14 protein-coding genes are annotated in these 15,064 nt (G+C 70.5%); 4 read left to right on the plus strand and 10 right to left on the minus strand.

Annotated features, from left to right (window positions below; genetic code table 11):
• The first annotated feature begins 35 nt into the window (after positions 1-35).
• Positions 36-593 carry a GH25 family lysozyme gene (locus tag OG452_RS09270; protein WP_327295136.1) on the plus strand — a complete coding sequence of 186 codons (558 nt, stop codon included), beginning with the start codon at positions 36-38 and terminating at the stop codon, positions 591-593.
• Positions 594-650: 57 nt separating this feature from the next.
• On the opposite strand, the gene OG452_RS09275 is transcribed toward OG452_RS09270, so the two are convergent.
• Entirely contained in the window at positions 651-1,442 is a 792-nt protein-coding gene (locus OG452_RS09275) for an NADPH-dependent F420 reductase (RefSeq protein ID WP_327295137.1), read from the minus strand.
• Between the two features lie 300 nt (positions 1,443-1,742).
• On the opposite strand from OG452_RS09275, the gene OG452_RS09280 reads away from it, so the two are divergent.
• Positions 1,743-2,963: a glycoside hydrolase family 64 protein gene (locus tag OG452_RS09280; protein ID WP_327295138.1), complete on the plus strand. Its 1,221-nt coding sequence runs from the start codon at positions 1,743-1,745 to the stop codon at positions 2,961-2,963.
• A gap of 44 nt (positions 2,964-3,007) precedes the next feature.
• Here OG452_RS09280 and OG452_RS09285 read toward each other — a convergent pair whose 3' ends face one another.
• Entirely contained in the window at positions 3,008-3,220 is a 213-nt protein-coding gene (locus OG452_RS09285) for an EF-hand domain-containing protein (protein ID WP_327295139.1), read from the minus strand.
• 176 nt (positions 3,221-3,396) lie between these two features.
• On the opposite strand from OG452_RS09285, the gene OG452_RS09290 reads away from it, so the two are divergent.
• Positions 3,397-4,059 (plus strand): GNAT family N-acetyltransferase, encoded by a 663-nt coding sequence (locus tag OG452_RS09290; protein ID WP_327295140.1) that lies wholly within the window; start codon positions 3,397-3,399, stop codon positions 4,057-4,059.
• Between the two features lie 24 nt (positions 4,060-4,083).
• On the opposite strand, the gene OG452_RS09295 is transcribed toward OG452_RS09290, so the two are convergent.
• The 6 genes from OG452_RS09295 to OG452_RS09320 form a co-directional block, all read right to left on the minus strand.
• Positions 4,084-5,289 (minus strand): YncE family protein, encoded by a 1,206-nt coding sequence (locus OG452_RS09295; protein WP_327295141.1) that lies wholly within the window; start codon positions 5,287-5,289, stop codon positions 4,084-4,086.
• On the minus strand, positions 5,286-6,089 hold the full coding sequence (locus OG452_RS09300; RefSeq protein ID WP_327295142.1) for a polysaccharide deacetylase family protein: 804 nt from the start codon (positions 6,087-6,089) through the stop codon (positions 5,286-5,288). Before OG452_RS09300 ends, OG452_RS09295 begins: the two co-directional genes overlap by 4 nt.
• 288 nt (positions 6,090-6,377) lie before the next feature.
• The gene (locus OG452_RS09305; protein ID WP_327295143.1) at positions 6,378-6,902 is read right to left on the minus strand and encodes an ATP-binding protein; all 525 of its coding nucleotides are present in this window, start codon (positions 6,900-6,902) and stop codon (positions 6,378-6,380) included.
• A 221-nt stretch (positions 6,903-7,123) separates the two neighbouring features.
• Positions 7,124-7,891 (minus strand): enoyl-CoA hydratase/isomerase family protein, encoded by a 768-nt coding sequence (locus OG452_RS09310; protein WP_327295144.1) that lies wholly within the window; start codon positions 7,889-7,891, stop codon positions 7,124-7,126.
• Positions 7,892-7,976: 85 nt separating this feature from the next.
• On the minus strand, positions 7,977-9,230 hold the full coding sequence (locus OG452_RS09315) for a L,D-transpeptidase (protein WP_327295145.1): 1,254 nt from the start codon (positions 9,228-9,230) through the stop codon (positions 7,977-7,979).
• Between the two features lie 201 nt (positions 9,231-9,431).
• Entirely contained in the window at positions 9,432-10,625 is a 1,194-nt protein-coding gene (locus OG452_RS09320; RefSeq protein ID WP_327299564.1) for a L,D-transpeptidase, read from the minus strand.
• A 160-nt stretch (positions 10,626-10,785) separates the two neighbouring features.
• Between OG452_RS09320 and glgX the strand changes: the two genes are divergently transcribed.
• Positions 10,786-13,059 carry a glycogen debranching protein GlgX gene (gene glgX, locus OG452_RS09325; protein WP_327295146.1) on the plus strand — a complete coding sequence of 758 codons (2,274 nt, stop codon included), beginning with the start codon at positions 10,786-10,788 and terminating at the stop codon, positions 13,057-13,059.
• Between the two features lie 42 nt (positions 13,060-13,101).
• On the opposite strand, the gene OG452_RS09330 is transcribed toward glgX, so the two are convergent.
• Both OG452_RS09330 and OG452_RS09335 read right to left on the minus strand, forming a co-directional pair.
• Entirely contained in the window at positions 13,102-13,743 is a 642-nt protein-coding gene (locus tag OG452_RS09330) for a response regulator transcription factor (RefSeq protein WP_327295147.1), read from the minus strand.
• Positions 13,733-14,986 (minus strand): sensor histidine kinase, encoded by a 1,254-nt coding sequence (locus OG452_RS09335; RefSeq protein ID WP_327299565.1) that lies wholly within the window; start codon positions 14,984-14,986, stop codon positions 13,733-13,735. The genes OG452_RS09330 and OG452_RS09335 overlap by 11 nt, the downstream gene beginning before the upstream one ends.
• Positions 14,987-15,064: the final 78 nt, after the last annotated feature.

Genomic DNA, 15,064 nt, shown 5'->3' on the forward strand with positions numbered 1-15,064 from the left:
CTGAATCTCCGACCACACACCGGAAGGCGGTGCACATGCTGCACGGCATCGATGTCAGTACGTACCAGACGTCATTCGAAACCGGCGGTCTGGCCTTTGTGTTCATCAAGGCCTCCGAGGGCCACACCTACGTCAATCCGCGGCTGACCGCTCAGACCAAACTGGCGCGGGACGGCGGGTGCGTCGTCGGCTTCTACCATTTCCTGTGGCCGGGCAACATCCAGACGCAGGCTGAGTACTTCGTGAGCAAGGCCCCTGAGAAGGGGGGCGACCTGCTCGCGGTGGACTGGGAGACCACCGGCGACCACACCCGGGCCAGCAACTCCGAAAAGGACAGCTTCATCCGCGCGGTGAAGAAGCTGCGGCCGCACAACCGGGTGCTGCTGTACACCAACCGCGACTTCTGGCTGCACCACGACACCACGTCGTACGCCGGGGACGGACTGTGGATCGCGGACTACACCACGGCGGGCAAGCCCAGGATCAAGGCGGCCTGGACCTTCCACCAGTACACCGACAGCCCGCTCGACAAGGACGTGGCCCACTCGCGCTTCGCGAGCAAGAGCGCGCTGAAGGAGTGGGCCACACCGTAGGAAGCGGCTGCACCGCAGGAATCGGCTGTACCTCAGGAGTCGGCTGCGCCGCAGGGATCAGGCCCGGAAGGCAGCGGGGCGCTCGCGCGGGGCATCGGCGAGCGCCTTGGCGATCCCGTCCGCGTCGGCCGAGAGCCCGTAGACAGGCGTATCCGGCTGCTGGCGCCAGGAGTCGTCGATACCGCCCGCGTCAACGGTGTCGAAACCGATCGCGTCGATCAGCTCGCGTACGACCCGCTTGGCGGCCTCGTCGTCCCCCGCGACCGGCAGCGCGAACCGGCCGGAAGCCCCCTGGGGCCGGGCCGCGTCGATGATGTTGTGCGCGTAGGTGCCGTTGAACGCCTTGATGACCGGGTGGCCGATCTGCTGCTCGGTCCAGCGGCTCTCGGTGAGCCCGTCCTCGATGGCGTCGATCCGCCCGTCCCGCTCCCGCGGGTAGTAGTTGCCGGTGTCGATCACGGCGACGCCCTGAGCGGCGCCGTCGAGCAGACCGGACGGGAGATCCGGTACGGCACTCAGCGGGATGGCGATCACGACGACCTCGGCACCGCGCGCCGCCTCGGCGGCCGGGACAGGGGTGGCCCCCGTCTCGTCGGCGAGATCGCCCAGGGTGTGCGGGCCGCGCGAGTTGGCCACGGACACGTCGTGCCCGAGCGCCGTGAGCCGACGGGTGAGATTGCCGCCGATGTTTCCGGCGCCGATGATGCCGATCTTCATGATGTGCCCTCCGCTAGGGGTTTCCTGGTGCGGTGCTGTGTTCGTGCGTGTGCTGTGGCTGTGTGGTGCTGTGTTCTCACCCGGTGTCGTACCGTGCGCTGCCGGCCGGTGCGCTGCTCCGCGCCGGCGCATCGATCGCCAACCTCCGTGCGGGCCGGGCTATTCCGGCACCATTGCCCGTTCACCCGGATGCCCTGCCGGATGCCGCAGCTGAGGCCGCCCCCGTACGGGCCCGCATGCCGCGCCCGCTTCAGCCCGGATGCCTGCCTTCTCCGCCTTCAAGTGGTGAAGGCGGAGAAGAATATGAGAGCGCTCTCAGCCATAGGTATTGACCTGTCTCCCGAGCCTCGCGACAGTAAGGGCCAAGCGGGCGACCACCCCCACAGCGCCTCCGTCTCCCGCGCTCACCCCCCACAGACACAGGAGACTTGCGTGATATCCCGCAGACTGTTCCTGACCGGCGCCGCGGCGACCGCCACCGCTCTCACCTACCCCGCCTGGGGAAGCGCGCTGAGTCCACGCGCCTCGGCCTCCGCCGCCACCTGCGAACTGGCCCTGGAGAACAAGTCGTTGCCCGGCAACGTCAACGCCTACGTCACCGGCCACGAGCAGGGCACCAACCAGTGGGTGCTGCTGCGCGCCGACGGCAGCGTGTACCACCCACAGTCGCCGTCGGCCCCGCAGACACCGCTGCCGGTCGACTGCGCCATCCCCCTGAAGGCCGCAGGCGCCGGGCCGGTCGTCCTGACGCTGCCCCAGATGTACGGTGCCCGCGTCTACTTCGTTCGCGACGACAAACTCGACTTCTTCCTCAACCCGGGCCCTGCCCTGGTAGAGCCGGCCTTCGCCACCGCCGCGGACCCGAACTACGGCCGCACCTGGTCGTTCTGCGAGTTCACCTTCAACCCGGACCAGCTGTACGCCAACATCTCCTACGTCGACCTGGTGACCGCCCTGCCCATCGGGCTCTCGCTCAAGGGCGACAGCGACCACACCGTGGCGCCGCTCCCCGACGGCGCGGTCGACAAGATCGCCGCGGATCTCACCGCCCAGGCGGGCAAGGACGGCCGGCCCTGGGACAAGCTGGTCATCCGCGGCTCGGACGGCAAGGTGCTACGGGTGATCTCGCCGCAGAACCTGATGGCGTCCGCGCCCCCCGACGCGATGCCGTTCGGCGATCTGTGGACCGGCTACGTGGACCAGGTCTGGGAGAAGTACAGCTCCACCGACCTCACCATCGACCTGCAGGGCGGCAGGGGCAGCCTGAAGGGCCGGGTCAGCGGCGGCACCCTCACCTTCGACGGCGGCCACACCTTCACCAAGCCCGACTCGAAGTCCATCTTCACCTGCAACGACGGCCCGTTCGCCAACAATCCGGGGGACCCCGACGACAAGAAGGCGCTGCTCGCCAGGATCGCGGCCGGGTTCAACCGGTCGATCATGCTCACCCACCCCGGCCAGCCGAACGGAACCACCGCTGCCGACTACTACCAGGGGGACGTGACCAACCACTGGGCGCGAGTGGTCCACGCCAACTCGCCGATCGGGTACGCCTTCCCGTACGACGACGTGGTCCCCGACGGCCAGCCCGATGTCTCGGGCGCCGCGAACGACGGCAATCCGGTCCGCTTCACGGTGTCCGTCGGGTCCTGACGCGGCACGACGCCCCCCGGCACGGGTGCCGGGGGGCGTACGCGCTACTTGTCCAGCGACGCCCAGAACTCCTCGAAGGAGAGCCTGCCGTCGCCGTTGGCGTCCTTGGACCTGATGATGGACTGAGCCACGGTCTCGGTCACATGGAAGTCACCGAGCTGCGCCATGACGCTCTTGTACTCGCTCGCCGTGATCCGGCCGTCGCCGTCCACGTCGAGACGCTCGAACGCCTTGCGGGCCTCTTCTTTGTCCGCCACTGGGTCCACCCCTTCTTGGTACGTGCCTGACGGTAGTCAGATTAACCGGCGGGGTGGAGCCGCATGACCCGGCGGGGTGGGCCTCCCGCCGGGAAGACTTCGGGCCTTCGCCGTCCATGTCTGCGAGTGTGGTCCTCCCAGCCGGTGGAGACTCAAGCCGAGGAGATACCCCAGAAATGCCTTCGCCCAGGAACGGCGCGTCACGCGGCACTCTGGCAGCCGTCCTGGCAGCGGCGGCCCGCGGTTCCTTCCCGCCTGCGGACGGGGCGACGACCGTGATCGCCCAGCCGAACGCCCGGGACGCCGGGGTGCTGGCCCTGACCGCCCACTCGGTGGTCTTCCTCGACGAGGATCCGCTGTGGGTACGGAGGACGCTGGCCGGGATCGCGGCGGATCCGCTCGCCGCAGCGATGAACCCGGCCTTCCTGGCCGCGCTGATGGCCCGTACCGGCCGCCGGATGAACACCATCGACCTGCTGACGGCCGCCCCCGCGCTGCGGGGCGAACCCCCGGTCGCGCTGCGGGAGATCGAGGACCCGGACCACCCGAGGGTGGCCCGGTCCCGGACGTTCCGCGACGGCGTCCGGGTGTGGGCGGCTGACGGCGGGGTGCTGATCATGGGGCGCGGGGTCGCGGGGCGCCAGGAGGCCGCCATCGAGGTGGACGAGGCGGCGCGCGGCCGGGGGCTGGGACCACGGCTGGCGGTGGCCGCGCGGCACCTCGTCAAGGGGGAGGTCGTATGGGCACAGCAGTCGCCGGGCAACGCCCGCAGCGTGCGGGCGTTCCAGCGGGCGGGGTACCTGCCGGTGGGCTCGGAGGCACCGCTGGTGGCGGAGTGACCCGCTCACGTACTCCTGAAGGTTCTAGCGGAAGATCCCGGTGTGGCCCAGCGAGTAGCGGCCGGGCTGCGGGTACACCGCGAGGCCGTGCGGGCCGCTGCCGACCGGGATGCGGGCGAGCTGCTTGCCGCTGGTGGTGTCGATCGCGTACACCTCCGCGTTGTAACGCCCGGTCAGCCAGAGCACCTTGCCGTTCGCCGATACGCCGCCCATGTCGGGGCTCCCGCCGCCGGGCAGGACCCACTTCTTGATGAGCTTGTTCTGCGCGAAGCCGAAGACCGAGATCGTGCCCTCGCCCCGGTTGGAGATGTACATCTCCTTGGAGTCGCGGCTGATGTAGAGCCCGTGGCAGCCCTTGCCGGTGTGCACCAGCTTCGGGGTGGTGAACTTGTCCGCCGGGAGCACCCACACCCCGTCGGCCACCATGTCGGCGATGTAGAAGGTCCGTCCGTCCGGCGAGATCTTCACGTCCTGCGGCATCGCCCCCGTGAAGGGCAGCTTCTGCTGACCGACCACCTTCATCTTCTCGGTGTCGACCTTGAGCAGTTCACCGGAGAACTCACAGGAGACGATGAAGTACCGCCCGTCGGCGGAGAAGTCCGCGTGGTTGACGCCGGCACACGCCACCGGGAGCGCCTTCTTGACCTTCATGGTGTGCGGGTCGCGGAAGACGAGCTGACGGTCGAGCGAGGCCATGACGATGGCGTACTTGCCGTTGGGTGTGAAGTAGAGGTTGTACGGGTCGTGGACGGCGAGCGCCTTCCCCACCTTGCCCGTCGCCGGATCGATCGGCGTGAGCGTGTTGCCGCGGTCGTTGTTGACCCAGAGCGTCTTCAGGTCCCAGGAAGGCACGACGTGCTGCGGCTGCACACCGACCGGGATGGTGCGGATGACCTTGTACGTCCTGGGGTTGATCACATCGACCGTGTTGGAGTTGGTGTTCGGAACATAGACCAGGGACGGGAACTTCCTTACGACGGGCGAGAGTTTGCCCGGATGGTCGGCCGCGTACAGGTCCTTGGGATTGAGAACCGGGGGCATACCGGCCAGCGGCGCGGGTTCCGCCGGCTTCGCCACGGTGCCCCGCTTCGCGACGGCCGCTGTGGTGGGCCTGGTGGTGTCCGGGTGTGCGTGCCCGGCCCCGCCGGACGACCCGCAGCCGCCGAGTGCGACGGTGAGGCCGGTGATGACGGCGGTGGCGAACAGCCCGGTGGTGCGTTTGGTGATCATGAGGTCAGCAGCTCCGTAGTCGTCACCGCGTGCAGCCCGCGGCGGTCGAAGGCGTCGAGGATGGCGGGCAGCGCGGCGACCGTGTCCGCGTAGCCGAAGTGCATCGAGACCACCGACCCCGGCCGGACCGCGCCGGTGACGTTGCGGACGACGGCCGCGCTGCCGGGCGAGGTGAAGTCGAGAGAGTCGGTGTCGTACGAGAGCACGTGCGGGTACCCCGCGCGTCTCGCGAGCCGCTGGACCAGGGGGGTCGCGTACTGGGTGCGCGAGGGGCGGAACCAGGTGCCGATGGAGCCCGTGAGCCGCCGCAGCCGGTCGGCACAGCCGGTGATCTCCGCGTACGCCTCCCGCTCGCTCATCGCCGAGATGGAGGTGTGATGGAGGGTGTGGTTGCCCAGGTCGTGACCGCCGTCGAGGATCCGGCGGGCCATCGCGGGATACTCGTCGAGCCAGGTGCCGACGGCGAGGACGGTGACCCGCGCTCCGGCCCGTTCCACCTCTGCGAGCACGGACTCGGCGACGGCGGGTTTGCCCTGGCCGTGGAAGGTGAGCGCGACGCGGGGGCGGCCGCGGGGGCCGTTCGCGATCTGGACCGGCTGCCCGGCGAAGGCGAGGGGGGCCGGGGCGTGGAGGGGGGCCGGGGGCTTCGCGGGCCCGGAAGGGGAGCGTGCGGGGCGGGCTCCGGCCGGGGAAGGGGCCGCCGCGGGTGCGCCACCGCCGGAACAGCCCGCGGTGAACGCCCCGGCGACGGCCGCGCCGGCTCCTGCCCGCAGTGCGCTGCGGCGGCTTATATCAGTCACGCGACCATTTAATGAGGAATCGCCCGACCCGGCCTTTTTTGCCTCTTTCCGCCCAGCGGCGACACGAGGCCCCTAGGAGCGGGCGATCGCGCCCCTGAACCGGCAATCATCCGTCTGAACTCGCGCTCACTCACTGATTTCCAGGTGGGTCGGTCACCTCACCTGGGATTCACAGCAGCCACGCCGCGATCCGGATGGGTACAACCGGGTGGCGCCCCAGCCGTACGGGACCCGATTTCACCAGTACGGACTTCCACGGGCACGCACTTTGACGTGGCCCGCCGGGTGTCACGAGGACTGACGGTCGGCGACCCTCATCTCGAACCAGGTGGTCTTGCCGCGCGGCAGCAGGTCCACCCCCCAGCGGTCCGAGAGCTTGTCGACCAGGAAGAGGCCGCGGCCACTGACATCCATCGGCTGGACCGGCATCAGACAGGGCAGCCCGCGGGACGGATCGCGCACCTCCACCCGGATCCAGCCCCGGCGACGCAGCATCCGGAGCCCGAAGACCCGGGCGCCGGTGTGGCGGACCGCGTTGCCGACGAGCTCCGACACCAGTAACACCGCGTACTCGGCGGTCTGCGCGGAGAGCCCCCACTGACGCAGTACGACGCCCCGGGTGAGCCGCCGCGCGGTCGCCGCCGACTCCGGACGGGACGCCAGGCGCACCTCCGCGTCCGTTGGGCTTCCGAACAACTCCAGTGCTTTCAGGGCCTGTTCGTCCTCAACGGCCGGTACCCATCGCGCAGCATCCGCTTGAACGCGCTGCCGCGGTTGCTCCACACCCTCCAGGCCCGCCATGCCCCCCATCATGGCTGCCCGAAGCGGCCTCCGGGGCCGTTCCGGCGGAATCCGCAGCCAGGGACCGGGGCCGGACACCCCACGTTTTGGCATATGCACTTGGCATTGCAGGGGCCGTGACACCCACCCTGAGCTGCAAGAACCCTCTCCTCATGAACGAAATTCAAGAGTAACGATCGCCCACGCCTTAAGGTTCCCTTAAGGCGTGGAAAATCCACCCAACCGGGTGCCCCTCAGCGGAACTTGGCCTTGCCGGGGCCCTCTTCGACGAAGCTGCGCATCCCCAGTTCACGGTCCTCCGTCGCGAAGAGACCGGCGAACCAGGTGCGCTCGATGGCCAGTCCGGTGCCGAGGTCCGTCTCCAGACCCGCGTCGATGGACTCCTTGGCGGCGCGCAGCGCGATGGCCGGCCCCTGGGCGAGCCGAGCCGCCCAGGCCTGCGCCTGCTCGTACACCTCGGCCGCCGGGACGACCCGGTCGACCAGGCCGAGGGCGAGCGCCTCGGGCGCTTTGACCTGACGGCCGGTGAAAATCAGGTCCTTGGCCTTGGAGGGACCGATCAGCCGGGAGAGCCGCTGGGTGCCGCCCGCGCCGGGGATCAGGCCGAGCAGGATCTCGGGCTGGCCGAGCTTGGCGTTGTCGGCCGCGATACGGAAGTCGGCGCAGAGCGCCAGTTCGCAGCCGCCGCCCAGCGCGTATCCGGTGACCCCGGCGACCACGGGCTTGGGGATCCTGGCCACCGCGGTGAAGGAGTCCTGCAGGGCCCGGGAGCGTACGACCATCGCCGCGTGGTCCATCGCCTGCATCTCCTTGATGTCCGCTCCGGCCGCGAACACCTTCTCGCCGCCGTAGAGCACCACGGCACGTACGTCGTCGCGCTGGGACGCCTCTTCGGCGAGCTCGCGGAGCCGGTCCTGGATCGCGACGTTGAGTGCGTTCATCGGCGGGCGGACCAGACGGATGGTGCCGACGCCTTCGGAGACTTCGAGGGTGACTGTCATGACAGCAGGTTAACGGCGGCTAACGCGGTGCGGCCCGGTGCACTTGGTCACAGTGCACCGGGCCGTACGGGATGGAGAGCAGCTGTTACTTCTTCCAGTCCGCCCAGGACATATTCCAGCCGTTGAGCCCGTTGTCCGGCTGGATCGTCTTGTCGTGCGAGTTCTTGACGATCACCACGTCACCGACGATCGACCTGTTGTAGTACCAGGCGGCCGGGGTCTCCTTGCTCCAGCCACCGCGCACGTCGTGCAGGCCGACACAGCCGTGGCTGGTGTTGGCGGCGCCGAACGTGCTGTTGGACGCCCAGTAGTTGCCGTGCACGAAGGTGCCGGAGTCGGACAGGCGCATCGCGTGCGGCACGTCCTTGATGTCGTACTCACCGCCGAACCCGACGGTGGCGCCGTTCATCCGGGTCACCGCGTACTTCTCGCTGATGACCATCTGGCCGTTGTACGTCGTGGTCGCCGGGGCGCCCGCGCTGATCGGAATGGTCCTGATCAGCTTGCCGTCCTTGACGACCTTCATGGTGTGGCTGTCCGCGTCCACCGTGGAGACCATCGAGCGGCCGACGGTGAACTTCACGGTCTTCGTCTGCTTCCCGTACACCCCGGGCCGGCCCTCGACACCGTCGAGGTTCAGCTTCACCGTCACCTTGGTGCCGGCCGCCCAGTACTTCTCGGGGCGGATGTCGAGGCGGTCGTTGCCGAACCAGTGGCCCTCGACCGGTACGGCGGGGTCGGCCGTCACCTTGATCGCGTCCGCCACGTCCGCGGGGTGGGTGATCCCGCGGGTGAAGTGGATCGAGACCGGCATACCGACACCGACGGTCGAGCCGTCCTCCGGTGTGTACTGGCCGACGAAGGTGTTCTTCGGCACGAGCGTGGTGAACGCGGTGTCCTTCGCGGACTCCCGGCCCTTGGCGTCCTTGGCGACCGCGTGCACCTTGAACCTGGTGGCCGCGGGCAGGTGCTGGAGCGGCTGCCAGCTGGCGCCGCCCGCCGCGATACGGCCCGCGACCTCGTTGCCCTTGGTGTCCTTGACGGTGACGGAGGTCAGTCGGCCCTGGTCCGCGGTGACCTTGAGCGCGTCGCTGGTGGCCACCGACTCGGCGCCGTCCTGCGGGGTCACCGTCACGACGGCCTGCGAGGCGGCGGGTTCGGCCGCCTTGCCCTCACCCTGCTTCGCCTTCTCACCGCCGCCGCTCCCCGAACCGCCGCACGCCGTGACAAGCAGCAGCAGCGCGCCCAGCAGGAGGGCCAGCAGCCCGGGCCCGCCGCGCCGCGATCCGTGCGCAGGCCGGACCCCGGCCGATGTCCCCGATATCGGTCGCCCGTTCAAGATGGTGGTCTCCCCTCGCGCACATCCCGGCGCCGCCGGTGCACGTCCCCCCGCGCGCCCTGTCCGCGCGCACTGGTCACAGAATAATCGCAGCGCGGCCCCGCCCGGCTCCCCGCCGATGTCACCGTTCAGTCCCAACCGGGCGCCACCGCACAGGCCATGGGCACACGACTCGTGCAGACTCTGCGGGCAGGCGGCGGTTCAGCCGAGCGCCGAGCCGGACTTCCAGTGGGCCCAGTCCAGGTTCCAGCCGCTGAGCCCGTTGTCCGGGGCGACTGTCGTGTCCGGTGAGTTGACGATCTCCACCACGTCGCCGATCAGCGTGTTGTCGAAGAGCCAGCCGGCCGGGGAATCGGCACTGCCGCCGCGCACATCGCGCAGTCCGACGCAGCCGTGGCTGGTGTTGGAAGCGCCGAAGGTACGGGCGGGCGCCCAGTAGTTGCCGTGCAGGAACGTCCCCGAGTTGGTCAGCCGCATCGCGTGCGGGACATCCGGGATGTCGTACTCACCGCCGAAGCCGACCGTCCGGCCGTTCATCCGGGTCACCGCGTGCTTCTCCATGACGATCATCTTGCCGTTGTACGTGGTGTGTTTCGGGGCGCCGGCGGTGACCGGCAGGGTCGTCAGGAGGGTGCCGTCACGGCGTACGGCCATGGTGTGCGCCGCCGTGTCGACCACGGACACCTGGGAGCGGCCCACCGTGAAGCCGATGGTCTTCTGCTGAGTCCCGTACACCCCCGGCGCCGCCTGCACGTCGCGCAGCCGCATCCCGACGGAGACCCGGGTGCCCGGCTTCCAGTACGCGCTCGGCCGGAAGTCCAGACGGGTCTTGCCGAACCAGTGGCCCTCGACCGGGACCGATGGGGCGGCGGTGACGCGGATCGCCCGCTCCACGGCCGTGCGGTTCTCGACCGGGCGGTTGAAGTTGAAGGAGACGATCATGCCGGTGCCGACGGTGGAGCCGTTCTCCGGTGTGAAGTAGCCGATGAAGCGGTGCGGGGGGACGAACGTGGTGAAGGTGGTGTGGCGGGCCAGGGTGTGGCCGTCGCCGTCGGAGGCCACCGCGTCCACCGAGTACTCGGATGCGAGCCCCAGTCGGCCGCCGTCCGGCTTCCAGGTCCTGCCGTCGCCGGAGACACTGCCGGGAAGCACCTCGCGGTGCCCGTCGGTGCCGCTGTAGACGGTGACCTGTTCGAGCCGCTTACCGTCCGGTACCCGTACCTCGACCTCGTCGTTCGCGCGGACGCCCTTCGCGCCGTCGTCGGGCACCACCCGGATCGCCTCTTCGGGGGCCCGGGGTTTTCCATCCCAGCCGGCTCCGCATCCGGTCGGTCCGGCCAGCAGTCCCGCCCATACCAGCGCGGCCGCGACGCCCGCCCATGTCCGCTTTGTCAGTTGTCTCACAGAGCGCTCAACGACCACCCCCCTGCGGGGGAAACGTGAGATTGCCGGTTGTTGCGGGCAGAACAAGAGCGAGGACCATGCGAGGGAGCCGCGGCCGGGCCGCCGCGGCCCGACGCGCCGCCGGTCCCGATGAGCCGCGGGAGGCCGACAGGTGTCGAGCGCAGCCGAGCAGGAGACCGCACCGGAAGCGGTGCAGGAAGCCGTGCCCGAGGCGGTGCCGGAAGCCGTGCCGGGTGCCGTACCCGGGCCGGTGTCCGCAGCCGTACCGGACGCGGTGACCGTGTGGCCGGGTACGCCCATGCCGCTGGGGGCGCGGTACCGGGTCGGGCCCGACGGGGTCGCCGGTACCAACTTCGCGCTCTGGGCGGGCGGCGCCGAGGCCGTCGAGCTCTGCCTCTTCGACGAGTCAGACCAGGAGACGCGCTGCGAACTGACCGAGCTGACCCATGAGATCTGGCACGGATTCCTGCCCGGGGTCCGGCCCGGACAGCGGTACGGCTACCGCGTCCGGGGCCGCTGGGACCCCTGGACCGGGGCCCGGTGGAACGCGGCGAAGCTGCTCCTCGACCCGTACGCGCGCGCCGTGGACGGGGAGTTCCAGCTGCCCCCCGAGGTGTACGGGCACGTCAGGGACTGGCCGGAGCAGGCGGTCGCCGACACCGTGCGCGACGAGCGGGACTCCGCGCCGTACGTGCCCAAGGGCGTCGTCGTCCACGACGACACCCCCGGCGACGAGTGGGCGGACGACCTGCGGCCCAAGACGCCGTGGGCGGACACCGTCATCTACGAGCTGCATGTGCGCGGCTTCACCAAGCGGCACCCCGGGATCCCCGAGGAGCTGCGGGGGACGTACGCGGGTCTGGCGCATCCGGCGGCGATCGGCCATCTCGTACGGCTCGGGGTGACGGCCGTCGAGCTGCTGCCGGTGCATCAGTTCGCGCACGAGGATCATCTGCTGCGGCGCGGGCTGCGGAACTACTGGGGCTACAACTCGATCGGTTACTTCGCCCCGCACGCCGGGTACGCGGCGTCCGGGACCGGCGGCGGGCAGGTCGGCGAGTTCAAGCGGATGGTGCAGGCGCTGCACGCCGCCGGGATCGAGGTCATCCTCGACGTCGTCTACAACCACACGGCGGAGGCCGGTGAGCTGGGGCCGACGCTGTCGCTGCGCGGTGTCGACAACCGCGGCTACTACCGGCTCCAGGACGACCCGCGCCGCTACGCGGACTACACCGGCTGCGGCAACACTCTGCACGTGGTGCAGCCCCATGTACTGCGGCTGATCACCGACTCGCTGCGCTACTGGGTCACCGAGATGGGCGTGGACGGCTTCCGCTTCGATCTGGCCGCCGCGCTGGCCCGGTCCTTCCACGACGTCGACATGCTCTCCCCCTTCCTGGCGGTGATCGCCCAGGACCCGGTGCTGCGGCGGATGAAGCTGATCGCCGAGCCGTGGGACGTGGGCAGCGGCGGCTACCAGGTGGGCGCCTTCCCGCCGCTGTGGACGGAGTGGAACGACCGTTACCGGGACGCCGTACGGGACTTCTGGCGGGGTGCGCTGCCCGACGTACGCGATCTGGGGTACCGGCTCTCCGGCTCCAGCGATCTGTACGCCTGGGGCGGGCGGCGTCCGCAGGCTTCCGTCAACTTCATCACGGCGCACGACGGTTTCACCCTGCGCGACCTGGTCTCCTACCAGCACAAGCACAACGAGGCCAACGGCGAGGACAACCGGGACGGCACCGACGACAACCGGTCGTGGAACTGCGGCGCGGAGGGCCGGACGGACGATCCCGAGATCGGCGCGCTGCGCCGGAGGCAGCTGCGGTCGCTGCTCACAACGCTGCTGGTGTCGACCGGGGTGCCGATGCTCGTCGCCGGTGACGAGATGGGGCGGACGCAGGGCGGCAACAACAACGCGTACTGCCAGGACAACGAGGTCAGCTGGGTCGACTGGTCGCTGCTCGACGAGCCGGGCCCGCGGATGCTGCTCGGCCTCACCTCCCGGCTGCTCGCGCTGCGCCACGCCCATCCGGTGCTGCGCCGCCGGGCGTTCTTCTCCGGGGCGCGCGCGGGCGACGGGCTGCGGGATCTCGCCTGGTTCACCCCGCACGGCCGCGAGATGACCGAACAGGACTGGTACGCGCCGACGGCCACGCTCGGGGTCTATCTCTCGGGGGGCGACATCCCCGGCCGGGACGCCAGGGGCGAGCGGATCACCGACGACAGTTTCCTGACGGTCCTGCACTCGGCGGAGCGGCCGGTGGGCTTCCTGCTTCCCGGGGCCCCGTGGGCGGACACCTACGAACTGCTGGTCGACACCTCGCTGGAGGACCAGAACACGGCGCCGGGCACGCTGCACCGGGGCGGCGCCGTGCTCACGGTGCCGGCCCGGTCGGTGCTGCTGCTGAAGGTGCGGGCCTGAGGCGGCTCGTGCGGGCCGGCCCGGAGGCGTGCCGGGTCCGCGTCAGCCGAGGATCTTGCGGTCGTACGCCACCGCGACCGCCGCTGCCCGGTCCTTGACGTCCAGCTTCCCGTAGATATGGGTCAGATGGGTCTTGACCGTCGCCTCGCTGATGAAGAGCTCACGCGCGATGTCGCGGTTGGACGTGCCCCTGGCGACCAGCACGAGCACCTCGCGTTCCCGGGCGCTCAGCGCGTCGTGGCCCGGTCCGGCCGGAGTGCGCACCCGCGAGACCAGCCGGGAGGCGACCGCCGGGGAGAGCACCGTACGGCCGTCCGCCGCGGCCCGTACCGCGGTGAAGAGTTCCTCGCGCGGTGCGTCCTTGAGCAGGTAGCCGGTGGCGCCCGCCTCGATGGCCGGGAGCGTGTCGGAGTCCGTGTCGTACGTCGTCAGTACGAGCACCTTGGCCCGGCTGCCGCGGCGGGTCAGTTCGGCGATGGCGTCCACCCCGTTACCGCCCGGCATCCGCAGATCCATGAGGACCACATCGGGGTCGAGCCGGCCGGCCAGCTCGACGCCCGTGACGCCGTCGGCGGCCTCGCCGAGCACCTGGAAACCGGGGGCCTCGGTGAACATGCCGCGCAGACCGTCCCGGACCACGGGGTGGTCGTCGACGATCAGCAGGGTGATGACATCAGAGTTCATGGCGGACCAAAGGTACGCGAGCCGACACCGCCGTGCCGTGCCCCGGCTCGGACTCGACCGCCACCCTCCCGGCGATCCGCTCGGCGCGGGCACACATCCCGCCGAGGCCGAAGCCACCGTCGGTGCTGCGCGGCGGCAGCGCGAGCGGGTCGAAGCCGCGGCCGTCGTCGCGTACGTCAAGGGTCATCTCGTCGTCCATGTACGAGAGGGTGACCCCGACCCGGGAGGCCGCGGCGTGCCGTCCGGTGTTGGTGAGGGCCTCCTGGGCGATCCGCAGCAGGGTGGCCTCGACCTCGTCGTGCAGCGGCTCGGCGGTGCCGGTGACGGTGAACTCGGCGCGCACACCGGCCTCCGCCGACCACCCGGCGACCAGTTTCTTCAGCGCTTCGGGGAGCGAGGCCTCGGCCAGGGCGACCGGGCTGAGGTTCTGCACCGAGCGCCGCGCCTCGCCCAGGCTGTGCCGGGCCAGCTCCTGGGCGCGGGCGAGGTGTTCACGGGCGGCGTCCGGGGTCCTGGTGACGGCGACGACCTGGAGCTGGGTGATGATTCCGGCGAGCCCCTGCGCGATGGTGTCGTGGATCTCGGCGGCCAGCCTGCGGCGCTCGTCGGCGACCCCGGCCTCCCGCGCCTGGACCAGGAGCTGGGCGTGCAGGGCGGCGTTCTCGTCGAGCGCCTGCTGCAGGCGGACGTTGGTGCGCTCCAGCTCGCCGATGGTCTCGGTCTGCTGCGTCGCGCGCTCCCCCTCCAGGTTGGCGAAGTGGGTGAAGACGATGAGCAGGGTGACGTTGACGCCCAACAGCGCGGGGAACACCATCCAGCCCATGAGGCCGTCCGGTGGCAGCCCGCCGGCCTGGGAGCCCGACACGGTGACCGCGCTGGCGAGCAGCCCGATCCGCACCAGCCGGCGGGGCAGCAGCCGCTCGGCGCCGAAGTAGCCGGTGACCGCGTAGAACGCGTAGAAGGTGTTCAGCCAGGTCAGGGCGAAGGCGATCGCCCAGCGCAGCACGTAGTACCAGGTTCCCGCCGTCGAGGGGCCCGGCCGGGTGCGGGCGGCGTGGCCCCACCACAGCTGGAGCCCGGCCCCCGACGCGGTGAGGGCCGCCGAAGCGACCAGTTCGGACCGGGTCATGTGGAGTGCGCCGGCGGTGGCGGCCGCGGCGAGGGTGCCGATGGCGAGCAGCGCGTAGGGACCCCAGCGGTAGAAGGCCGCCCATCCGGCGCCCAGCCTGGCGCCGCCGATCATGGGCGCGGCGGCCTCCCCGCACGGCCGGGCGGCGGGGCCGGTCAGCTCCGATGTCATCCGTCCAGTCTGCCCGTAACG

Origin of the sequence: Streptomyces sp. NBC_01197 (genome assembly GCF_036010505.1) — a bacterium.
In the GTDB taxonomy this organism is placed as follows: domain Bacteria; phylum Actinomycetota; class Actinomycetes; order Streptomycetales; family Streptomycetaceae; genus Streptomyces.